The organism is Arthrobacter sp. ISL-28, assembly GCF_018613875.1.
Lineage (GTDB): Bacteria > Actinomycetota > Actinomycetes > Actinomycetales > Micrococcaceae > Arthrobacter.
Map to the genome: position 1 here is coordinate 149,365 of NZ_JAGGPJ010000001.1, position 20,834 is coordinate 170,198.

Below are 20,834 nucleotides of genomic sequence, written 5' to 3' on the forward strand. Positions count from 1 at the left end.
GGCTGCGAATCAGGCGGTGGCTAAGGCTGCTGTGGTGCCGGCAGCGGGTGCTGCTGCTTCCATTGTGTCCCTCGCCGGCGCCGGCATGCGGCCACCGGCAGCGTGGGCCGCGGCGGCGACAGCTGCCGCAACGTCTGCGGCCACATGGGGGTCGAAGACGCTGGGGATAATGTAGCTGGCATTGAGCTCATCGTCAGCCACGCGGTTGGCGATCGCCTCGGCGGCGGCCACCAGCATCTCGGGCGTGATGTCCGATGCCCCGGCATCCAGGAGCCCGCGGAAGAAGCCGGGGAACGCCAGGACATTGTTGATCTGGTTCGGGAAGTCACTGCGTCCCGTGGCCACGACGGCGGCATGCCTGGACGCGATGACGGGATCGATCTCCGGCGTGGGGTTGGCCATGGCGAAGACAATCGCGTCCTCGGCCATCGAAGCAACCTGCTCCTCGCCGATCACGTGCGGGGCGCTCACGCCAATGAACACGTCTGCGCCCTGGAGTGCTTCGTGCAGGGTTCCGGAGAAGGCTTCTTCGTTGGTGTTGGCGGCAATCCAGCTGCGGTGCTCATCGTTGTACTGCTCGCCCGAGTGGATGGCGCCGGAGCGGCCGGCGGCCACGATGTGCCGGGCGCCCTGGGCCTTGAGCAGCTGGATGATGGCCGAGCCCGCGGCGCCGACGCCCGAGACGACGATCCGGACCTCTTCCAGCTTCTTGCCCACCACGCGCAGGGCATTGACCAGGGCCGCCAGGGTGACGATGGCGGTGCCGTGCTGGTCATCGTGGAAGACCGGGATGTCGAGTTCCTCGCGCAGGCGGTTCTCGATCTCGAAGCAGCGGGGGGCAGCGATATCCTCGAGGTTCACGCCGCCGTACACCGGGGCGATGGCCTTGACGATCTTGATAATTTCTTCGGTGTCCTGAGTGTCCAGGCAGACCGGCCAGGCGTCCACATTGGCGAACTGCTTGAACAGTGCGGCCTTGCCTTCCATGACCGGAAGCGCGGCGGCCGGGCCAATGTTGCCCAGCCCCAGGACGGCGGACCCGTCGGTGACCACGGCGATGGTGTTCCGCTTGACCGTGAGGTTCCGGGCGGCGTCGGGGTTTTCGGCGATGGCGAGGCAGACGCGCGCGACGCCGGGGGTGTAGGCGCGGGAGAGATCGTCGCGGTTGCGCAAGGCTACTTTGGGGACGACCTCGAGCTTGCCGCCCAGATGCATCAGGAAGGTGCGGTCCGAGACATTCCGGACCGTGAAGCCGTCGAGCGCGTTCAGGGCATCCTTCACGCGGTTGGCGTGGTCGTCGTCCGTGGTGTTGCAGGTGACGTCCACAACCAGCGTCTCGTGGTGGGACTCGGTGACGTCCAGCGCCGTGATGGCTGCACCCGCGGCGCCGACTGCGGCGGCGAGTTCGCTGGTGGCCGTGAAGCTGGACGGCGCTTCCACGCGCAGGGTGATCGAATTTCCGGGGCTCGGGTTCGCCATTGAATGTCCTCCTGGTTGCGCCCATCGCTGGGCATGGCTTGCGCCGCTGATTGTTTTCGTATTATGGATATTATTATCTACTACATGGAAACACACAAGCCCCTGCGGGGATGTGGCGTGGGCGCATCGACGCGGACCCCCGCAGTGCTGTAACTTAGGCTTTCTAAGCAGTTTTTTTCACAATGCGGATAAGAGTTGTCGGAATCTACCCCCTGCAGGAGACGACGGAATGGCCGAAAAAGCCGCGGGAGGCGTGCAGTCCGTTGAGCGCGTCTTCGAACTTTTGGAACTCATCACGGATGCCGGGGGAGACGTCACGCTCAGCGAGCTCTCGTCCTCCACCGACTTGCCCCTGCCCACGATCCATCGCCTCCTCCGCACCCTGGTCACGCTCGGCTACATCCGCCAGCTGCCGAACCGCCGTTACGCTCTGGGGCCACGCCTGATCCGGCTGGGCGAGGGCGCCAACAAGCAGCTTGGCGCCCTGGCGCGGCCACAGCTGAAGTCCCTCGTGGACCGGCTCGGGGAAACGTCCAACATGGCCGTGCTCGATTCGGACATGGTGATCTATGTGGCCCAGGTCCCGTCCCTTCACTCCATGCGCATGTTCACCGAAGTGGGCCGCCGCGCGCACACCCACGACACCGGCGTGGGCAAGGCGATCCTGGCTCAGCTGGACGACGAGGTGGTCCGCGGGATCGTGAACCGGACCGGCATGCCGACCCCCACACCCAAGAGCATCGGCGACATCGATTCCCTGCTCGCCGACCTCAACCGGATCCGTGAGCGCGGCTACTCCATCGACGAGGAGGAGCAGGAGCTCGGCGTCCGCTGCTTCGCAATGGCCGTGCCGAATGCCCCTACGCCCACGGCCATTTCCGTCTCCGGGCCGGTCTCGCGCGTGGACCAGTCCTTCGCCGACCGCGCCGTGCCGCTGTTGCGCGAAGCAGCCCAGGCGATCTCGGACGAGTTCAACCAAAACTAGCGGCCGGCGTCGTTCTTCACTCCAGCGCTTCCACGACGGCGCTTCACTCCAGCGCGAACAAGCAGGTAATGCCCCCAAATCTCGGATTTGAGGGCAATTACCTGCTTGTTCGCGCCGGGCGGGGGGTCAGTGCTCGGAGGTTGTTGACGCCCGGACCGGGACTTCCTTGCCGTCGCAGTCGATCAGCTTCCCGCCTTCGAAGCGGTCGCCGTCGGCCAGGCACTGCAGGTCCTCCTCCCGGACCACCCGCTCGGTGCCGGCAACAAAGACGGACTGGTTCTCCGAGTTGCCTGCCTTAAGGTGGTTGAAGAGCAGGTTCAGCAGGATGGCCATGACCGCGGCCGAGCTGATGCCCGAGTGGAAGATGGTGCCGAACCAGGACGGGAACTCGTCGTAGAACGCCGGGGCAGCAATCGGGATCATGCCGAAGCCGATGGACGCCGCCACGATGATCAGGTTCATGTTGTTCCGGTATTCCACCTTGGACAGCGTGCGGATGCCGCTGGCGGCAACAGTTCCAAAGAGGACGACGCCGGCCCCGCCCAGGACGGGAGTCGGCACCGCTGCGACCACGCGGCCAAGAACCGGCAGCAGGCCGAGGATCACCAGCATCAGGCCTCCGGCGCTGACCACGAAGCGGCTCTTGACGCCCGTGATTGCAACGAGTCCCACGTTCTGGGCAAAGGCGCTCTGCGTAAAGGAGTTGAACAGCGGGGAGATGGCGCTGGAGAGCATGTCGGCGCGCAGGCCGTCGCCGATCCGCTTGGAGTCCACCTTGGTGCCCACGATCTCACCGACCGCGATGATGTCCGCCGAGGTCTCGGTCAGGGTCACGAGGATGACGATCAGCATGGAGATGATCGCAGCGATTTCGAACGTGGGCGGCCCGAAGGCAAACGGGGTGGGGAACGCGACGACGTCGCCCTGGCCCACCTTGGAGAAGTCAGCCATGCCAAAGATGAAGGCGATGACCGTGCCCAGGACCATTGCCAGCAGGATAGAAAGCCGGGAGATGGCGGCGTTGCCCACCTTGCTCAGCAGCAGGACGATCGCCATGGTGGCCGCAGCCAGGCCGATGTTGGCCACGCTGCCGTAGTTCGGCGCCTTGCTGTTGCCGCCCATCGCCCAGTTGGCCGCCACAGGCATCAGCGTGAGTCCGATGGTCGTGATGACCGTTCCCGTCACAACGGGCGGAAAGAAGCGGATGATCTTGGAAAACAGAGGGGTGATGAGTAGGCCAATCAGCGAGGCGACGATTACCGAGCCGAAGACGGCCTGGATGCCACCGCCGCCGTGGACAATCGCCACCATGGTGGAGACGCCTGCAAAGGACACTCCCTGGACCAGCGGCAGCTGGGATCCGAAGAAGCGGATGCCGACAGTCTGAAGAATCGTGGCAAGGCCGCCGACGAAGAGGCAGGCCGCTATCAGCAGGCCGATGTCCTGCGAAGACATGCCCGCGGCGGCGCCAATAATCAGCGGCGGGGCGATAATGCCGCCGTACATCGTGAGGACGTGCTGGAACCCGTAAGCGAAGGTACTGCCGATGGGCAGCCTCTGGTCTTCGGGGCGGACTCCCGCAGGGCGGGATTTTTTCTTGATGTTCATTGCAGACTTTCTTGGTTCATGGCAGACGCCTTCGTCTGGCTAACAATGTCTGGCTAACAGGTGTGGCAAACGTTTTGGGTGTGATTTCGACAGGCTCAATCACCGGTGATTGAGCCTGTCGAGACCTCTGAGATATCGGCAGGCTCAACCGCTGTGGGTGGTTATGGCTTAGCAGAAGCCGGCGATGCCTGCCCAAGCGATTTCGGCTGAGGCGGCGTCGTCGCGCTGGACAGTGGCCTCGATCAGGCCGTAGGGCCGGTCGGCGGCGTAGAAGACCTCGTTGGGGTTGTCGAGGCCGAACGGCGAGAGGTCCACGAGGAAGTGGTGCTTGTTGGGCATGGAGAACTTGATCTCCTCGATCTCGCCGTGCGCCTCAAGGACCTTGGCGCCCATGTCGAAGAGCGTCTGCTGCAGGGCGTGCGAGTACTTCTCGGTGAAGCCTTCGAGCAGGAGTGCCTTGACGTCCTCGTAATTCTTGTTGAAGTCGAGGGAGTTGAAGTCGGTTCCTGCCTTGAACCGCCAGCGGGCGGAAACGTCGGTGGCGAGGATCCGGTCAGTGGTCTCCGGCAGCGTGGTGTATTTGTCTTTGGGATAGCCCACGAAACCGGACTGCGTGGACTTGAGGACGGTCAGGTCCTTGAGGCCAGAGATGAGGTGGGTGGCGGCACCGTCGCGGACCAGGACCGCGGTGCGGACCTCCTGGCCATTGCGCACGAAGGAGTGGTCATGCGCGCTGCCGTGGGCCTGGATGCGGTCCCAGCTGTAGGACTCGGCTTCCCAGCGGCCGCCAGTGACCCACTCGAAGCTGGACGTGAAGTGTTCAGCGAGGCGCAGCAGGAAAGCCTCCGGCGAGCCGACTCCTTCACGGGCAAAGGCGTAGATGGTGTTCTTCTGGGTGTCCGTGGCCACCACGTGGCTGTTGTCGCCTTCGAGGTGGGCAGCGGCAAAGTCTCCGCGCAGCTGCGAGGTGACGTTCAGGTCCTCGATCTCGTGGCGGGCAGTGTCCCTGGTGATCTTGACGACGCGGACTTCGGCTTTGCCGTACTGGTTGTGGCCGAGGACGATCTTGTTGTTCATGGTCTGTTCCCAACTTCCGGTGTCTGGAACCGAGGTTCCATCATTGAAATTAAGCGCGTATTTCGTGCGCATTTCCGGTGGAGCCGACCCAACAAAAAAGAGCCGGCATCCATTGATGCCAGCTCATTACGACCCTGCCTGCTGCTCCCAGGTTACGTGACTTGCGCCACGAATTAGTTAAAAGCGTAGCCCAGGACCGCCGGTGGTGTACATCACTTTCTGAAAATCCCGATTGTGACCGGGGTGCCCTCAGGCCATTGACGGCCCTGGTGTCAATGCCCTACGCTTTTCACGTAGCAATAATTCAATTCCGCTATACGAAAAGTAGACCAGCGGAAGCCCGCACACGTTGACGTTCCGAAAAGGAGGATCAGATGTACCCGAAGGACCAGTTCCCTGTTGCACCGGCCCAGACAGCCGCCCCCTCAGTCCCGGAGTTCTACCTCCCCAGCGGGGGCGGAGCGGATCCGGATTTCTACCTTCCCGCGGACCGGATCCATGCACCGGGGCCCATCTCGCGCTGGATTCACCGCCTTCCGGTGTTCGGTCGCCGGCGCCCTTAGGCGGCGCCCGCGACTAGGCGGCGCCCGCGACTAGGCGGCGACCGCGACGCGCAACTTTCGTCATGACACGCCACGGCGTGGGGACGCGGAAATTCCCGTGTCCCCACGCCGTTTACGTGTCCTGCACATGGGTGGCACCGGTGTCAGGACCCCGGGCGCCCCGGCCACTCCTTGCCGGCCCATGGGTCGTAATCAGCGATGAGCTCTTCCTGCGGCGGACGCTCCGCCTCGGGGACGTGCTGCAAGTTCACGCGCACCCTGTACCAGAGCGAGCTCGATCCGCGCATTCCGTCGACGAGCACATCGGCTGGGTGCAGGACGGGGACGAGGTCCGAATGCCGGGTCTTCCACTCGTCGAGGGCCGCGAGCGACTCGGGCTTGGTCCTTGTGCGGGCCACCTCGATGAGCGGCATCACCGACTGCCGGCGGCCCGAACCGTCTCCCCGGCGCGGCGGTTTCTCGGCCGGGCCGAGCTCGGCAGCCAAGGCGAGGAGTCCGTCGAGTGTGCCGACCGCGTCGTCGATCCCGGAGTGAGGATCTCCCAGATCGGCGAACCGCTCGGGCACCGTGCGCACCGTGAACTGTTCTGGCCGGGTGGAGCGGACCTCGTCCCATGCGAGCGGCGTAGAGACCCGGGCATCGGGCAGGGGCCGGACTGAATATGCTGATGCCACCGTGCGGTCCTTTGCGTTCTGGTTGAAGTCGACGAACACACTCTCGCCGCGCTCCTCCTTCCACCACCGTGCCGTGGCGAGGCCCGGAGCGCGGTTCTCGACCTCGCGGGCGAGGGTCTCCGCGGCTAGCCGCACGTCGCGGTACGTCCACTGCGGGGTGATGCGCACCAGGATGTGGAGTCCCCGCGATCCGCTCGTTTTCGGCCATCCCACCAGCCCGACGTCGTCGAGCACTTCACTCGCGACATACGCGACGTCGACGATCTGGGACCAGTCCACTCCCGGCATCGGATCGAGGTCGACCCGCAGCTCGTCTGGGTGCTCGAGGTCCTCGGCCCGAACGGGATGCGGGTTGAGGTCGAGGCAGCCAAGATTCACCACCCATGCCAGCCCTGCGGCATCCCGGATGACGGCCTCCTCCGCCGACGTCCCCGACGCGTAGTGCAGCGTCGTCGTGTCGATGAAGTCGGGGTGGTTTTCGGGCACGCGCTTCTGAAAGAACGGCTCAGAGTCGATTCCCTTCGGGAAGCGCTTGAGCACCATGGGTCTACCGCCGGCGCCGCGCAGCGCACCCTCCGCGACCGCGAGGTAGTAGCGGACAAGGTCGAGCTTCGTCAGCCCGGGCTCTGGGAACACCACCTTGTCCGGACTCGAGATGCGGACCTCAGTGCCCGCAATGGTGAGGATCTCGGCCGGGGTCTTCGACGGGTTCATGCCGCCACGCTAGCAACGATCGCATGTCCCAGCCAGAGCGGCTGCGCTGAATCCGAAGGCGGCAAGCGGTGCGCCGTTTCGACGGTTCCCTGCAGGTTCGCCGTCGCCGAACGTCGAGTGCGCAGGGAACCGTCGAAATGGGGCATGCTGACTGGCTGTGGGAAGAACGCCTACCCCGCGACGAGCCTCCGCGCGGCAGCTGAGTGCGCCGCGATCAGCCCGGCGATGTCCAGCCCGGGAATCTGTCCGTCCACCACCCGCCACTGCCCGGCCACCATCACGCGGTCGGCGCGGTCCGCGGCGCACAGCAGAAGTGCGGCCACGGGATCGTGGCTGCCGGAAAACCGCAGGTCGTCGAGCCTGAACAGGGCCAGGTCCGCCTGCATGCCGGGGGCCAGCTGGCCGAGGTCGGGCCGTCCCAGCACCGCCGCCGACCCCCGCGTGGCCCAGCCGAGTGCGCGCTCCACGGGAACTTGCGCCCCGTACCGGAGCCGCTGCAGGTACAGCGCCTGCCTCGCTTCGAGGATCATGTTGGACGCATCGTTCGACGCCGATCCGTCAACGCCCAGCCCCACGGGTACTCCCGCGTCCTCAAGTTCCAGGACGCGCGCGGTGCCGGACGCGAGCCGCATGTTGGAGGTGGGGCAATGCGCGACGGCGGTGCCCGCGGCGCCCAGCCGGGCGATCTCCTCGCTGGTGAAGTGGATGCCGTGTCCGAGCCAGGTGCGGTTACCAAGCCAGCCCACGCTCTCGAGGTAGTCGACGGTGCGCAAGCCAAATGTTTCACGGCAGAAGTCTTCCTCGTCGATGGTCTCGGCGAGGTGCGTGTGTAGCCGAACGTCCAGTCGCTCCGCCATCAGCGCACTCTCGGCCATGATCTCCTTGGTTACCGAAAAGGGCGAACACGGTGCCAGGGCAATCTGGATCATGGCGCCGTCACCTCGCTCGTGATACCGCTCGATCAGCCGTTCGCTGTCCGCAAGGATGGTCTCGGGCGCCTGAACCGTCGCCTGCGGTGGCAGCCCGCCGTCCTTCTCGCCCAATGTCATGGAGCCCCGCGTCAGGACGGCCCGCATGCCCATCCGGCGGACGCCCTGGACTTCGATGTCGACGGCATCCTCCAGGCCCGCCGGAAAGAGGTAGTGGTGGTCGGCTGCGGTCGTGCAGCCCGAGAGAAGGAGCTCGGCGAGGGCTACCGTGGCAGCCAGCTCGAGGTCCCGCGGCGTCAGGCCGGCCCACACGGGGTAGAGGTTCTGCAGCCACGGGAACAGCGGCGCGTTCGCCGTCGGCCCCCAGGCGCGGGTGAGCGTTTGATAGAAGTGGTGGTGGGTGTTGATCAGGCCCGGCAGGAGTACGTGGTTGCCGGCATCGAAGATCTCCCGGCAAGGTACGGAGGGCTGCTGGCCGGCGGCGAGTACCTCCACGATCCTGCCGGCGCTGACAACCACGCCGCCGGAGGCGTCAAGGCTGTTGGCGGAGAAAGCAGCGAGCGGGTTCCGGATCCAGAGTCGGGATTCGGAGGAGTGCGGGGCTGTCTGGGTCATTTGCGGGATCCTTTGTCTGAGCGTTCCATTGCATTCCAGCTCAGTGCGTCCTGTCTGCTGATCCAGGTGCCCGTTGCCTGTGGCGCCGGGTGGGCACCAGCGTAGGAGCCGGCCGGGGCCGCCGTCAACGCCGCGGAATGTGACATTCCCGAAACCTGAATTTCACATCACGAAATTAACTTTCCAGAAACTATGGCGCGCGCCACATCCGGGTGCTAATCTCGAACTTGCCAAAGGCGGGCACCCGGTCTCCGGGAAGCTATCTACCAGGCGCAACTAAACCTTCAAAGCACATGCTGAAGCCTGGTATCCGTCGCAACTGGTGTTCGATCCCGTCCCCGGGGGTACCGGCTTCCACTTCAAAGGGAGCGCATCATGAGTACCACCGTCACGGCCGAACAATTCCTGGCCAGATCCATTGAGCTAGCAACGGCAAACGTCCTTAACAGCGGCGGCCCGTTCGGCGCGGTCATCGTGACCGCAGAGGGCCAGGCGTTCGACGGCGTCAACCGCGTCACGGCGACCAATGACCCCACGGCCCACGCCGAGGTTACGGCGATCCGCCGGGCGTGCAGCGAACTGGGCACGTTCGACCTTCGGGGAGCCGTCCTCTACAGCAGCTGCGAGCCGTGCCCCATGTGCCTTGCCTCGGCGCTCTGGGCCCGCATCGACCGCGTGGTGTTCGCCGCCGACCGGCACGATGCCGCGTCTGTCGGCTTCGACGACGCCGTCTTCTACGAGTACTTCGACAATGCCGACCGGGATGCCCTCATGCCGGTTTCCAAGCTGGGACTCGAAGACGCGCAGGCGCCGGCGATCCTTGACCCGTTCACCACCTGGAACACGCTCGATTCCAGGATTGACTACTAGGGCCTGTGGTTCCAATGACAATCCTGAACCAGACACCTGACGGGCCCGAGACCATGGCCCCTGAAACTCAACCTGCCTCTCAGGCCAGGAAAGCCAGGCAGCCCCAGCAGTCCGGACCGGACACGAACGGCCGGCCACCGGCGTCGAACGCTTTCCTGGACCGCTTCTTCCAGATCACCGAGCGCGGCTCGACCCTGGCGCGTGAACTCCGCGGCGGGTTGGTCACGTTCTTCACCATGGCGTACATCGTGATCCTGAACCCGCTGATCCTCGGCGGCTTCAGCGCGGACAACGCCCCCACCGACGTTGCCGGGGGCTGGCTGTCGGCAGCACAGGTAGGCGCGGTCACCGGATTGACGGCCGGCGTGATGACCATCCTGTTCGGACTCGTCGCCAACCTACCCTTCGGACTGGCGGCGGGGCTCGGCATCAACTCCTTCCTCGCCGTGGCCGTCATCCAGGAGGTGACCTGGGCCGAGGCCATGGGCCTGGTGGTCATCAACGGCATCCTGATCGTCCTCTTCGGCGTCACCGGGGCGCGGACGGCGATCTTCCGGGCCGTGCCCAAGGAACTCAAGGCCGCCATCACGGTGGGAATCGGCCTGTTCATCGCATTCATCGGCTTCGTGGACTCTGGCTTCGTACGTCCCACGGCCGGCGGCCCTCCAGTCCAGCTGGGTGACAACGGCTCCATCACGTCTGTTCCTACCCTGGTGTTCATCGTGGGCCTGCTGGTCATGGGCATCCTCGTGGCCCGCAAGGTGCAGGGCGGCCTGCTGATCGGCATCGTGGCCACCACCGTGCTGGCGGCCGTGGTCGAAGCGGTCTTCCACATCGGCCCCGGCGGCAAGGACAATCCCGGCGGCTGGCACCTGAACACGCCGGTGCTGTCCGGGCACCTGGTCTCCGGACCGGACCTGGGGCTCGTGGGACAGTTCGACCTGTTCGGCGCCTTCGGCCGGATCGGAGCCCTGGCCGCGACCATGCTCGTCTTCACGCTGGTCTTCACCAACTTCTTCGACGCGATGGGCACCATGACCGGGCTCGCAAAGAGTGCCGGCGTGGCCCACAAGGACGGCACGTTCCCGCGCCTCAAGTCAGCCTTCATCATTGAAGGCGTCGGGGCTGTGGCGGGCGGCGCGACTTCCGGGTCCTCCAACACCGTCTACATCGACTCCGCGGCGGGCATCGGGGAAGGTGCCCGCACCGGACTGGCCTCGGTGGTTACCGGTGCCCTGTTCCTGGGCTCCATGTTCCTTACACCGCTGACCAGCGTGGTGCCGCTCGAGGTGGCCGCCGCCGCCCTTGTGGTGGTGGGCGCGATGATGATGGCGCAGATCCGAGAGATCAAGTTCACCAAGTTCGCCGTGGCGCTGCCTGCCTTCCTCACCATCGTCACCATGCCGCTGAGCTACTCGATCGCCAACGGCATCGGCGTGGGCTTCGTGTCCTGGGCCGTGATCGGAGCAGCGTCGGGCAAGGCGAAGAAGATCCATCCGCTCATGTGGGTCGTGACGGCCGGCTTCATGGTCTACTTCGCCCGCGGACCGGTCAGCGCCCTGCTCGGCGGGTAGCGCACCGTCAATGCCGGCAGTCACTGGCGGCAGCCGCGGCTGTGGCCGCAACAGACCGGACCGGGACAGGCAGAGGGGCCTGTCCCGGTCCACCAACTTTGACAACTGCAATCAAATCGACGCAGACGCTACCGCCGCCGGTGCTTTCGCCGGCCAAGGATAGGAACGAGAATATGGACACTATCGGCGCACAGGAAAAGGAAGTGCAGCCATGCTGGATCTAATGCCATCCCTCGCCGGCTGGCAGCCCGCGGCCTCCGGTCAGCGGTGCGCCATTGCCACCGTGGTGGGTACCAGGGGCTCGGCGCCCCGGCCCATGGGGACATCCATGATGGTGTCCGAGTCCGGTGAGGTCCTGGGCAGCCTCTCAGGCGGATGCGTGGAGGGGGCGGTCGTCGAGGCAGCGCTTGGGGCGCTGCACGACGGCGGCACACGGCTCGAGCTGTTCGGCTACGGTGCCGAGGACGCCTTCGCCGTCGGACTCACCTGCGGCGGCGAGCTTGAAGTCCACATCGAACCCCTCGACGCGCTCGCCGGGCCCGGCCTGGCCGATCTGCTGCGCCGGCAGGCAGGGGACACCGCGGTGGCACTCATCCGCAGGGTGGACCGGAACGGGAACGGCGCCGTCGTCATCCCGGATCCGGCCACGTTCAAGGCGGCGCAGTCCGCCGGGCTCGCGGCCCTTCTGGGACTCGCAGGTCCGGCCGGCGAGGCAATGGCCGCGGCCGCTGCGCAGCTGGAACCCCTGCTGCGCGGCGGACGCACCGGCCTGGTCCGGCTCGCGCCGGCGGGCGGCTGTTTCCCGCGGGTCCAGGGTTCGGAACACATAGAAGTGCTGCAGCCGGAGCCCGTCACCCTCCTGGTCGAAAGCCGGCTGCCGCCGCCGCGCATGCTGGTGGTCGGTGCCAATGATTTCGGTGCCGCACTGGTTCCGGCGGCGAAGCTGCTCGGTTACCGCGTAACGCTGGTGGATGCGCGCCCTGCGTTTGCCGGCCAGGCCCGTTTTGAGAGCGCCGACGAGGTGGTGACGGACTGGCCCCACCGGTATCTGACGGGCGAGGCCGCCGCCGGGCGCATCGATGCCCGCACGGCCATCTGCGTTCTTACGCACGATCCGAAGTTCGACATCCCGCTGCTCGAAAAGGCGCTGGAGCTGGACGTGGCATTCGTCGGGGCCATGGGCTCACGGCGCAGCCACCGCCAGCGCGTGGACGAACTCCTCGCCGCAGGTGTTGCTCCGCAAGGCCTGGCCCGGCTGCGTTCGCCGATCGGCCTCGACCTTGGAGCGGTCACGCCGGCCGAGGTGGCCGTGTCCATTACCGCCGAGCTGATCGCCGCCAGGAGCGGAGCATCTTCCTGCCGCCCGCTCCGGGACGGTGCCGGCCCCATTCACCACCTCACCGCAGACGCCTTCGCAGAAAACCAGGGGACCCCATGGACATGAACACTATTGAGGCCGTCCTCCGTACCACGGACCCGGCCGACTGGCGCGAAGGCGACGCCTGGCTCGCAGGCGGGACGGTCCTGTTCTCCTACGGGAGCTACGCCTTCGGCCCTGAACCCCTCCGGCGGTTGCTGGACCTCGGTTCGGCAGGCTGGCCGGCGATTACCGTGACCGCGGACGAAATCGAGCTGGCAGCTACCTGCACTGTGGCCGAGCTCTACGCGCTGCCAGATTCGCCGGCACTTGAGAGCGGCGGCCCTGCCGGGCGCTGGCCGGCCCTCGACCTCATCCGCCCCTGCTGTGACTCCTTCGTGGCGTCCTTCAAGGTGTGGAACATGTCCACCGTGGGCGGCAACCTCTGCACCTCCCTGCCCGCCGGCCCGCTGATCTCGCTGTGCGCCGGACTCGACGGCACAGCCACCGTCCTCGGCCCCGGCGGATCCAGCCGGGAGCTTCCCGTCGCCGACTTCGTCACCGGAGACGGACAGAACGCCCTCACGCCCGGCGAACTGCTGCGCAGTGTCCACCTCCCGGCGTCGGCGCTGTCCGCGCGGGTTGCGTTCCGCCGGTTGTCGCTCAGCAACCTCGGCAGGTCGGGGGTGCTGCTGATTGGAAGGCTCGACGGCGGCGGTCAGCTGACCCTCACCGTCACCGCTGCAACGAAACGGCCGGTGCAAGTGCGCTTCCGCCCCGCACCCGAGGCGGCCGGACTCAGGGAGGCCCTGGACGCGGCCATCCCGGACCATCTTTACCATGACGACATCCACGGCCTGCCGGAGTGGCGGCGCGACATGACCTACCGGCTGGCCGAGGAGATCCGCGACGAGCTCAGCGCCCCGGAGGGCTCGCTGCCCCGGGCGGTTTCCGGCGACTTCTGGCCGCCGGAAAAGCGCGCCGATGGCACTGCGCGGAACTCCAACGGGCAGAAAGGCGCCTGAGCATGACCATCGAAATCAACGGAGTGGCCACAGATTCCCAGCCCCGCCCGGGGCAGTGCCTGCGCACCTTCCTCCGCGAGCAGGGCAACCTGGGCGTGAAGAAGGGCTGCGACGGCGGCGACTGCGGAGCCTGCACAGTCCACGTGGACGGCACGCCCGTACACAGCTGCATCTACCCCGCGGTGCGCGCCGAAGGCCACACGGTCACCACCATCGAAGGGCTGGCTGCAGCCAACGGGAGTGCGTCCAACGGGAGTGCGTCCAACAGCACTGCGGCCAACAGCACAGCCGCCGGTGCCCTCCACCCGATGCAGCAGCAGTTCCTGGACCGCCAGGGTTTCCAGTGCGGGTTCTGCACCGCCGGGATGATCATGACCGCGGCGACCTTCGACGGTCCCCAGAAGGACAACCTGCCGCGGAACCTCAAGGGGAATCTCTGCCGCTGCACGGGCTACCGGGCCATCGGGGATGCCGTGTGCGGCCATGCGGGACATCCGGCCCCGGAAGGCCCGGGGTCGGGCATCGCCGGCGAGGGCCAGCCGGAGCCCCAGCCCGGCCAGCTGGGCGATGACGTTCCGGCCCCGGCCAGCCGCGCCGTGGTCACCGGCCAGGCACGCTACACCCTGGACGTACCGGCCGGGGAACTGCCCGGGCTGCTGCACCTCAAGCTGCTGCGCTCGCCGCACGCCCATGCCCGGGTGCTCTCGATCGACAAGAGCGCGGCCCTGGACGTCCCCGGCGTCGTGGCCGTCTTCACCCATGAGGACGCGCCCGCCCAGCTGTTCTCCAGCGCCCAGCACGAGCTCTACACCGATGATCCCGACGACACGCGGCTCCTGGACGACGTGGTCCGGTTCCGCGGGCAGCGGGTTGCCGCCGTCGTGGCCGAATCGGTGGCGGCGGCGGAGGCGGGCGTCCGAGCGCTGACCGTTCAGTACCAGGAGCTGCCCGCCGTGTTCACGCCCCAGGAAGCCGTTCTGCCGGGGGCGCCGGCGATCCACGGCGACAAGGACGGCGCCGCGGCGAGGATCGCACGGCCGGAGCAGAACGTGGTGGCCGAACTGCACTCCGAACTCGGCAACGTGCGTGATGGTTTCGCGGAGGCCGATTTCATCCACGAGCAGACGTACCGGACGCAGCGGGTACAGCACGTGGCACTGGAGACTCACGCAGCCATCGCTTCCGTGGATGGGGACGGCCGGCTGCACATCCGCACATCCAGCCAGGTCCCGTTCCTGGTCCGGCGAACCCTGTGCCGGCTGTTCGGCCTGCCGGAGGAGCAGGTCCACGTGGTGGCCGGCCGGGTGGGCGGCGGGTTCGGCGGCAAGCAGGAGGTGCTCACCGAGGACATCGCTGCGCTTGCGGCCCTGAAACTGAAGCGGCCGGTGCAGCTGGAGTTCACCCGTACCGAGCAGTTCATCGCCAGCACCACCCGGCATCCGTTCATCATCAAACTCAAGGCCGGCGCCGCGCGGGACGGCCGGCTCACGGCCCTGCAGCTCGAGGTGCTCACCGACACCGGGGCGTACGGGAATCACGCGCCGGGTGTCATGTTCCATGGCTGCGGCGAATCCCTCAGCGTGTACAAGTGCGCCAACAAGAAAGTTGATGCGCGCGCCGCGTACACCAACACTGTTCCCTCCGGCGCCTTCCGGGGATACGGCCTGAGCCAGATGATCTTCGCCATTGAATCCGGGATTGACGAGCTGGCCACCGGCATCGGCATGGACCCGCTCGAGTTCCGCCGCCGCAACATGGTCCGTGAGGGTGACGACATGCTCTCCACCCACGCCGAGCCGGAGGAGGACGTCCTCTACGGCAGCTACGGGCTGGACCAGTGCACACGGCTGGTGCAGGACGCCCTGGAGCGCGGCCGCGAGCGGTACCGTGCCGCCGGGCTGGATGACCTGAGGCCGGACTGGGTCACCGGCGAGGGCACGGCGCTGTCCATGATCGACACCGTCCCGCCGCGGGGGCACTTTGCCCATTCGAAGCTCCGGCTCCTTTCGGACGGAACGTACGCGGCCGACGTCGGGACCGCCGAATTCGGGAACGGCACCACCACGGTGCACGCCCAGCTCGCGGCCACCGCGCTGTCCACCACGGCGGCGCGGGTCGCGGTGCGGCAGTCCGACACAGACCTGATCGAGCATGATACCGGCGCCTTCGGTTCGGCCGGCACCGTGGTGGGCGGCAAGGCGACGCTCGCCGCGGCAGAGGAATTGGCCGTCCGGATCAGGGCCTTTGCCGCCGGGATCCGCCAAGTCCAGGCGTCCGGCTGCGTCCTCGACGGCGATGCCGTGGTCTGTGAGGGGACGCGCGTGCCGCTGACGGAACTTGCCCAAGCGGCCGCAGATGCCGGCGTCGAAATTGTTGCGGAGGGCCGCTGGGGCGGCACGCCCCGGTCCGTCGCGTTCAACGTCCACGGCTTCCGGGTGGCGGTGAACACCGGGACGGGGGAGCTGCGGATTCTGCAGAGCGTGCAGGCGGCAGACGCCGGTGTGGTGGTCAATCCGCGCCAGTGCCGCGGCCAGATCGAGGGCGGGATCGCGCAGGCGCTGGGCGCAGCGTTGTACGAGGAGGTCAGGGTGGACGACGGCGGCCGGGTCACCACGGACATTCTGCGGCAGTACCACATCCCGTCCTTCGCGGACGTGCCGCGCAGTGAGGTGTACTTCGCCGAGACCAACGACCAACTCGGGCCGCTCGGGGCGAAGTCGATGAGCGAAAGTCCGTTCAACCCGGTGGCCCCGGCCCTGGCCAATGCCATCAGGAACGCCACGGGTCTCCGCTTTGCCGAACTTCCTATTGCGCGGGACAAGATCTACCTGGGTCTGAAGGAAGCAGGGCTCGTCCCGCCCCTCCCGAGCCCCACTCTCTCAAGCAGCGCGGGATAACGGGGCCCGCTGGGTCCGGCCGGCGGGTGCCTAACGATCCTGCGTTGGCTGTCACGGCACACCCGTGGGGCGGGTTGGAGCGCGGGGTTCGGTGGGCGGCGTCATATAGTCGGAGGATGGAACAGCGCATTTTAGGCAGAACCGGACGGAATGTCTCCGTCGTCGGACTCGGCACGTGGCAGCTTGGCGCAGACTGGGGCACCGTGGACCCGGCGCAGGCGCAGGCCGTCCTGGCCGCCTCGGCCGAGGCGGGAGTGAACTTCTTCGATACCGCCGACGTGTACGGTGACGGCCGCAGTGAGCAGGCCATCGGTGCCTTCCTGGCGGACAACCCTGGACTGGACATCACCGTGGCCACCAAAATGGGCCGCCGGGCGGAGCAGCGTCCGGAGAACTACAGCCTCGCTAACTTCCGGGAGTGGGTGGACCGTTCACGCCGCAACCTGCGCACCGATTCCCTGGACCTGGTGCAACTGCACTGCCCGCCGACCGAGGTCTACAGCAACGCCGAGGTTTACGACGCCCTGGACACGCTCGTCGCCGAAGGCGCCATCCGCAACTACGGCGTCAGCGTGGAGCGGACGGATGAAGCCCTCGAAGCGATGCGGCACGAAGGGACGGCGTCCGTCCAGATCATCCTGAACGCTTTCCGGCTCAAGCCGCTCGACGCGGTGCTCCCCGCGGCGAAGGCTGCCGGCGTCGGGATCATCGCCCGCGTGCCGCTGGCTTCAGGGCTGCTGTCCGGCAAGTACACCAAGGACACCTCGTTCGCCGAGGACGACCACCGGAACTTCAACCGCAGCGGCGACTCGTTCGATGTCGGAGAAACGTTCTCCGGCGTCGACTTCGAGCTGGGACTCAAGGCGGTGGCAGAGTTTGAAAACCTGGTGCCGGAGGGCGCCGGCACCGCACAGGCCGCCATCGCCTGGATCGCAGCGCAGGAGGGCGTCACCTCGGTGATCCCGGGTGCCCGCACTGTGGAGCAGGCGCGGTCCAACGCTGCCGCCGCCGGCGTTTCCATCAATGAGGACTTCAACGAGGGCGTGCGCTGGATCTACGACCACTACTTCCGCGGGGCCATCCACCCCCGCTGGTGACCTCTGCTGTATGAGCTTGTCGTGAGTGAACCTGTCTGTGTGGGCCTGTCTTGTGTGAAGGGTAAGACTAAGGGGAAAGTGGGCGTTGCATGACGTCGTCGTCCTTGGATGCCTTTATTGACCGGCTCGCCGCCGTGGAAACTCCACCCGGCTGCAATAACTTCTTTGACCACTCAGCTCCCGCGAATGCCCTGCGCCGGCAGAACCTGGCGGTGTATTTCAGGGAAATGCTTCACCGGGCACCCAAGGTGCTGCTGGTGGGGGAAGCTCCAGGTTTCCGCGGCATGAGGATTACCGGCGTTCCCTTTACCAACCGCACCATGTTCCAGGGCCCCGCCAATCCCTTCGGGCTGTTCGGGCCAGGGAAAGGGTATGCGCTGCCTCCGGAAGCAGCCGGCGTCGCTGCGGAGCCGACGGCGACGGTGATGTGGGAGGTCCTGGCCGACCTCGACGTCCTCCCCGTGCTGTGGAGCGCCTGCCCGTGGCATACGCATGTGCCGGGCCAGCCGCTCTCCAACCGCACGCCGACATCCGCTGAGGCGGCGTTGGGCACCCCCTTCTGGCAGGACCTGACCGGGCTTTTTCCTATCGAAACCGTCGTAGCAGTGGGCAACGTCGCGCACCAGAGCCTCCGCCGCAGCGGCCTCGACGTGCCGAAAATCAGGCACCCCGCCCATGGCGGAAGGGCGCGCTTCAAAGAGGGGCTGCAGGAACTTCTCGCAGCGGGCATGCTGCCGCAGCTGCACTAGTCAAGCCAGTGCAACTGGTCCGGGGTATCGAGGTCTTCCCCGCCGGACTGGCCTGAGCCCGGAGGCAGGGTGCAGTCCACCAGGTCGATCAGCTCCGGGCGCGCCTGCAGGAAAAGCCGGGCACCGGCGTCGCCGATTGCGGAGGCCGCGGCTTCGGCACGCAGCGTTGCATCCAGCAGCAGCGGATGCCCGCGCCGCAGTTCCCGGGGGCCTTCACAATCGGAGTAGTGCCGATAGGCGGCAGCCGTGACGCGGCCGGGACGGTGTGCCTTCAGCAGCCGGCCAACCGTTTCCGCCGTCAGCCCGGGCTGGTCCACGAGGGCCACAAGCACGTGGTCCTGGGGCCGTGCGGTGTTGAGACCCAGTTTGAACGAGCTGCCCATGCCAGTTTGCCACTCGTGGTTCTCCACCACGGTGTGCCGTTGCAGCCCGGGGGCCTTCCGCGCCCATTCCGCCGCGGCGCCGAGCACGACCACCACTTCCCGGCAGCCGCCGTCGAGCAGTATGTCGGCCAGCACCTCAACGAGGGTCCGGCCCCGGAACGGCAAAAGCGCCTTCGGGCCGCGCCCCAGGCGGGTACCCGCGCCTGCCGCGAGAAGGACCGCGGTGGTGGCCGGGACCGGAAATTCTTCCATGGGCTCCACCTTAGGCCGTCCCGCCGCAGAGAAAGATTACCGGCTGGTAGGGGTAGTTACTCCAGTGAATGGCGGCTAACCTCGTAAATGTCGTGTTGGCAATTGGGGGTCACAGGCGGCTGCAAGGGCGCAGCCAGGAGGAGCGTAAATGGCAGGAACATTCGAAATTGTAAGCGCGGGCCAGGGGACATTCCGGTTCCGGCTTACGGCGGACGATGGCACTGTGGTAGCGGTTTCACCCAGCTTTCCGAACATCAAGGCAGTGACTGCTGGCATCACCGCGGTGCGGGAGAACGCAGCCACCGGCTTCATCGTGGACCGGCGGACATCCCTCACCTCGACATAGACCCAGGAAGACCCTTTCAGGAAACGACGACGGCGGCCCTCACCAGAAGGTGGGGGCCGCCGTGGTCGTGCGGGCGGAGGGGGAACTCCGCCGGTTGAGGCTGCCGAAAACCAATTTCGACAGGCTCAACCAGCACCGTCAGGCGTCTCCGCCGGCTCCTCCGGTGGTGCCTGCATTGACATCGAGCAGCTTGTACCGGTCCATCGCATACGCCGGAACTCCGGCGTCGACTTCGCCGCGGGATGCGAGCAGCTGGAGCGTCTTCACCACGATCGAGTGGGTGTCGTTTTTGAAGAAGCGGCGGGCGGCGGCGCGGGTGTCGGAGAAGCCGAAGCCGTCGGCGCCGAGCGAGGCGAACTCGTTCGGCAGGAACTGGCGGATCTGGTCCGGAACTGCCTTCATGTAGTCCGAGACCGCCACGACGGGCCCCTGGGCATCCGCGAGCTGCCGGGCGACAAACGGAACGCGTGCCGGTTCGCCCGGGTTCAGGAAGGCTTCTTCCTCCGCGGCGAGCCCGTCGCGGCGCAGCTCGTTCCAGGACGTCACGGACCAGACGTCCGCGGAGACGCCCCAGTCCTCGGCCAGGATCCGCTGGGCCTCGATGGCCCAGGGAACGGACACGCCGGAGGCAAGGATCTGGCTCTTGGGACCGTCAATTCCCGACGTCGATACACGGTGAATGCCTTTCAGTACACCTTCGATGTCGAGGTTCTCGGGTTCGGCGGGCTGGGTGATGGGCTCGTTGTAGACCGTGATGTAGTACATGAGGTTCCGGTCGGTATCTGTTCCCGTGGCATCTGTTCCCGTGGTGGAGTCGGGGCCGTACATGCGCTCGATGCCGTCGCGGACGATGTGGCCCATCTCGTACCCGTAGGCGGGGTCGTAGGTGACTACGGCGGGGTTGGTGGAGGCGAGCAGCGGGGAGTGGCCGTCGGCGTGCTGCAGGCCTTCGCCGGTGAGGGTGGTCCGGCCGGCGGTGGCGCCGATGATGAAGCCGCGGGTCATCTGGTCCGCGGCGGCCCAGAAGGCGTCGCCGGTGCGCTGGAAGCCGAACATGGAGTAGAACACGTAGACCGGGACCAGCGGCACGCCGTGGGTGGCGTAGGCGGTGCCGGCGGCGGTGAAGGCTGCCACGGCGCCGGCTTCGTTGATGCCGGGGTGGATCAGCTGGCCCTGCGCGGATTCCTTGTAGGCCAGCACGAGGTCGCGGTCCACGGACAGGTAGTTCTGGCCCCCGGGGTTGTAGATCTTCGCTGTGGGGAAGAACGCGTCCATGCCAAAGGTGCGCGATTCGTCCGGCACGATGGGGACAATCCGGTGCCCGAAGTTCTTGTCGCGGAGCAGGTCCTTGAGCAGCCGGACGAACGCCATGGTGGTGGCGGCCTGCTGCTTGCCCGAGCCGCGCTTGGCGACCTCAAAGGTCTTGGACTCGGGCTGCTCTACGGGAGCGTGGTTCGGGCGCCGCTCGGGCAGGAAGCCACCCAGCGCCCTTCTTCTCTCGAGGAGGTACGCGATCTCGGGAGCGTCCGGCCCTGGATGGAAGTAGGGCGGGCTGTAGGGGTTCTCTTCCAATTGGGCATCAGAGATCGGAATCCTCAGATAGTCCCTGAACTCCTTGAGGTCGTCCAGGGTGAGTTTCT

17 protein-coding genes are annotated in these 20,834 nt (G+C 66.7%); 10 read left to right on the forward strand and 7 right to left on the reverse strand.

Annotated features, from left to right (window positions below):
• Nucleotides 1–9: 9 nt before the first annotated feature.
• On the reverse strand, nucleotides 10–1,479 hold the full coding sequence (locus tag J7E80_RS00735; protein WP_251036262.1) for an NAD-dependent malic enzyme: 1,470 nt from the start codon (nucleotides 1,477–1,479) through the stop codon (nucleotides 10–12).
• A gap of 229 nt (nucleotides 1,480–1,708) precedes the next feature.
• Here J7E80_RS00735 and J7E80_RS00740 point away from each other — a divergent pair, with 229 nt between their 5' ends.
• Complete coding sequence (locus J7E80_RS00740; RefSeq protein WP_215049559.1) at nucleotides 1,709–2,464, forward strand: IclR family transcriptional regulator; 756 nt, start codon at nucleotides 1,709–1,711, stop codon at nucleotides 2,462–2,464.
• A 126-nt stretch (nucleotides 2,465–2,590) separates the two neighbouring features.
• On the opposite strand, the gene J7E80_RS00745 is transcribed toward J7E80_RS00740, so the two are convergent.
• On the reverse strand, nucleotides 2,591–4,072 hold the full coding sequence (locus J7E80_RS00745; protein WP_215049560.1) for a nucleobase:cation symporter-2 family protein: 1,482 nt from the start codon (nucleotides 4,070–4,072) through the stop codon (nucleotides 2,591–2,593).
• A gap of 168 nt (nucleotides 4,073–4,240) precedes the next feature.
• The gene (gene pucL / locus J7E80_RS00750; RefSeq protein WP_215049561.1) at nucleotides 4,241–5,149 is read right to left on the reverse strand and encodes a factor-independent urate hydroxylase; all 909 of its coding nucleotides are present in this window, start codon (nucleotides 5,147–5,149) and stop codon (nucleotides 4,241–4,243) included.
• A 374-nt stretch (nucleotides 5,150–5,523) separates the two neighbouring features.
• Between pucL and J7E80_RS00755 the strand changes: the two genes are divergently transcribed.
• A complete protein-coding gene (locus J7E80_RS00755) occupies nucleotides 5,524–5,712 on the forward strand; it encodes a hypothetical protein (RefSeq protein WP_215049562.1) in 189 nt (62 codons plus the stop codon).
• A gap of 143 nt (nucleotides 5,713–5,855) precedes the next feature.
• Here the strand turns inward: J7E80_RS00755 and ligD are convergent, their stop codons facing one another.
• Nucleotides 5,856–7,100 (reverse strand): non-homologous end-joining DNA ligase, encoded by a 1,245-nt coding sequence (ligD, locus tag J7E80_RS00760; protein ID WP_215049563.1) that lies wholly within the window; start codon nucleotides 7,098–7,100, stop codon nucleotides 5,856–5,858.
• Between the two features lie 170 nt (nucleotides 7,101–7,270).
• Complete coding sequence (locus J7E80_RS00765) at nucleotides 7,271–8,644, reverse strand: 8-oxoguanine deaminase (RefSeq protein ID WP_215049564.1); 1,374 nt, start codon at nucleotides 8,642–8,644, stop codon at nucleotides 7,271–7,273.
• A gap of 375 nt (nucleotides 8,645–9,019) precedes the next feature.
• Here J7E80_RS00765 and J7E80_RS00770 point away from each other — a divergent pair, with 375 nt between their 5' ends.
• The 7 genes from J7E80_RS00770 to J7E80_RS00800 all read left to right on the forward strand — a co-directional run bounded on the left by J7E80_RS00770 (nucleotide 9,020) and on the right by J7E80_RS00800 (nucleotide 18,213).
• A complete protein-coding gene (locus J7E80_RS00770) occupies nucleotides 9,020–9,514 on the forward strand; it encodes a nucleoside deaminase (RefSeq protein ID WP_215049565.1) in 495 nt (164 codons plus the stop codon).
• 14 nt (nucleotides 9,515–9,528) lie between these two features.
• Entirely contained in the window at nucleotides 9,529–11,088 is a 1,560-nt protein-coding gene (locus J7E80_RS00775; RefSeq protein ID WP_251036263.1) for an NCS2 family permease, read from the forward strand.
• 211 nt (nucleotides 11,089–11,299) lie between these two features.
• A complete protein-coding gene (locus J7E80_RS00780; protein WP_215049566.1) occupies nucleotides 11,300–12,532 on the forward strand; it encodes an XdhC family protein in 1,233 nt (410 codons plus the stop codon).
• On the forward strand, nucleotides 12,523–13,470 hold the full coding sequence (locus J7E80_RS00785; RefSeq protein WP_215049567.1) for a xanthine dehydrogenase family protein subunit M: 948 nt from the start codon (nucleotides 12,523–12,525) through the stop codon (nucleotides 13,468–13,470). The genes J7E80_RS00780 and J7E80_RS00785 overlap by 10 nt, the downstream gene beginning before the upstream one ends.
• A 2-nt stretch (nucleotides 13,471–13,472) precedes the next feature.
• Nucleotides 13,473–16,367, forward strand: coding sequence for a molybdopterin cofactor-binding domain-containing protein (locus tag J7E80_RS00790; RefSeq protein ID WP_215049568.1), 2,895 nt, complete (start codon nucleotides 13,473–13,475; stop codon nucleotides 16,365–16,367).
• A 116-nt stretch (nucleotides 16,368–16,483) separates the two neighbouring features.
• Complete coding sequence (locus J7E80_RS00795; RefSeq protein WP_215049569.1) at nucleotides 16,484–17,464, forward strand: aldo/keto reductase; 981 nt, start codon at nucleotides 16,484–16,486, stop codon at nucleotides 17,462–17,464.
• Between the two features lie 89 nt (nucleotides 17,465–17,553).
• On the forward strand, nucleotides 17,554–18,213 hold the full coding sequence (locus J7E80_RS00800; RefSeq protein WP_215049570.1) for a uracil-DNA glycosylase: 660 nt from the start codon (nucleotides 17,554–17,556) through the stop codon (nucleotides 18,211–18,213).
• On the opposite strand, the gene nboR is transcribed toward J7E80_RS00800, so the two are convergent.
• Nucleotides 18,210–18,848 carry a nicotine blue oxidoreductase gene (gene nboR, locus J7E80_RS00805; protein WP_215049571.1) on the reverse strand — a complete coding sequence of 213 codons (639 nt, stop codon included), beginning with the start codon at nucleotides 18,846–18,848 and terminating at the stop codon, nucleotides 18,210–18,212. The genes J7E80_RS00800 and nboR overlap by 4 nt on opposite strands.
• A 148-nt stretch (nucleotides 18,849–18,996) precedes the next feature.
• Between nboR and J7E80_RS00810 the strand changes: the two genes are divergently transcribed.
• Nucleotides 18,997–19,194: a YegP family protein gene (locus J7E80_RS00810; protein ID WP_215049572.1), complete on the forward strand. Its 198-nt coding sequence runs from the start codon at nucleotides 18,997–18,999 to the stop codon at nucleotides 19,192–19,194.
• Between the two features lie 138 nt (nucleotides 19,195–19,332).
• Here J7E80_RS00810 and J7E80_RS00815 read toward each other — a convergent pair.
• Nucleotides 19,333–20,834, reverse strand: a 1,502-nt coding sequence (locus J7E80_RS00815; RefSeq protein WP_396020711.1) for a transketolase-like TK C-terminal-containing protein, incomplete at its 5' end; no start/stop codon positions are given.

What these genes read in the sequence shown, in the direction of transcription:
- J7E80_RS00735 (WP_251036262.1), bottom strand. Translation starts at nt 1,479, where the DNA reads ATGGCGAACCCGAGCCCCGGAAATTCGATCACCCTGCGCGTGGAAGCG.
- J7E80_RS00740 (WP_215049559.1), top strand. Translation starts at nt 1,709, where the DNA reads ATGGCCGAAAAAGCCGCGGGAGGCGTGCAGTCCGTTGAGCGCGTCTTC.
- J7E80_RS00745 (WP_215049560.1), bottom strand. Translation starts at nt 4,072, where the DNA reads ATGAACATCAAGAAAAAATCCCGCCCTGCGGGAGTCCGCCCCGAAGAC.
- pucL (WP_215049561.1), bottom strand. Translation starts at nt 5,149, where the DNA reads ATGAACAACAAGATCGTCCTCGGCCACAACCAGTACGGCAAAGCCGAA.
- J7E80_RS00755 (WP_215049562.1), top strand. Translation starts at nt 5,524, where the DNA reads ATGTACCCGAAGGACCAGTTCCCTGTTGCACCGGCCCAGACAGCCGCC.
- ligD (WP_215049563.1), bottom strand. Translation starts at nt 7,100, where the DNA reads ATGAACCCGTCGAAGACCCCGGCCGAGATCCTCACCATTGCGGGCACT.
- J7E80_RS00765 (WP_215049564.1), bottom strand. Translation starts at nt 8,644, where the DNA reads ATGACCCAGACAGCCCCGCACTCCTCCGAATCCCGACTCTGGATCCGG.
- J7E80_RS00770 (WP_215049565.1), top strand. Translation starts at nt 9,020, where the DNA reads ATGAGTACCACCGTCACGGCCGAACAATTCCTGGCCAGATCCATTGAG.
- J7E80_RS00775 (WP_251036263.1), top strand. Translation starts at nt 9,529, where the DNA reads ATGACAATCCTGAACCAGACACCTGACGGGCCCGAGACCATGGCCCCT.
- J7E80_RS00780 (WP_215049566.1), top strand. Translation starts at nt 11,300, where the DNA reads ATGCTGGATCTAATGCCATCCCTCGCCGGCTGGCAGCCCGCGGCCTCC.
- J7E80_RS00785 (WP_215049567.1), top strand. Translation starts at nt 12,523, where the DNA reads ATGGACATGAACACTATTGAGGCCGTCCTCCGTACCACGGACCCGGCC.
- J7E80_RS00790 (WP_215049568.1), top strand. Translation starts at nt 13,473, where the DNA reads ATGACCATCGAAATCAACGGAGTGGCCACAGATTCCCAGCCCCGCCCG.
- J7E80_RS00795 (WP_215049569.1), top strand. Translation starts at nt 16,484, where the DNA reads ATGGAACAGCGCATTTTAGGCAGAACCGGACGGAATGTCTCCGTCGTC.
- J7E80_RS00800 (WP_215049570.1), top strand. Translation starts at nt 17,554, where the DNA reads ATGACGTCGTCGTCCTTGGATGCCTTTATTGACCGGCTCGCCGCCGTG.
- nboR (WP_215049571.1), bottom strand. Translation starts at nt 18,848, where the DNA reads ATGGAAGAATTTCCGGTCCCGGCCACCACCGCGGTCCTTCTCGCGGCA.
- J7E80_RS00810 (WP_215049572.1), top strand. Translation starts at nt 18,997, where the DNA reads ATGGCAGGAACATTCGAAATTGTAAGCGCGGGCCAGGGGACATTCCGG.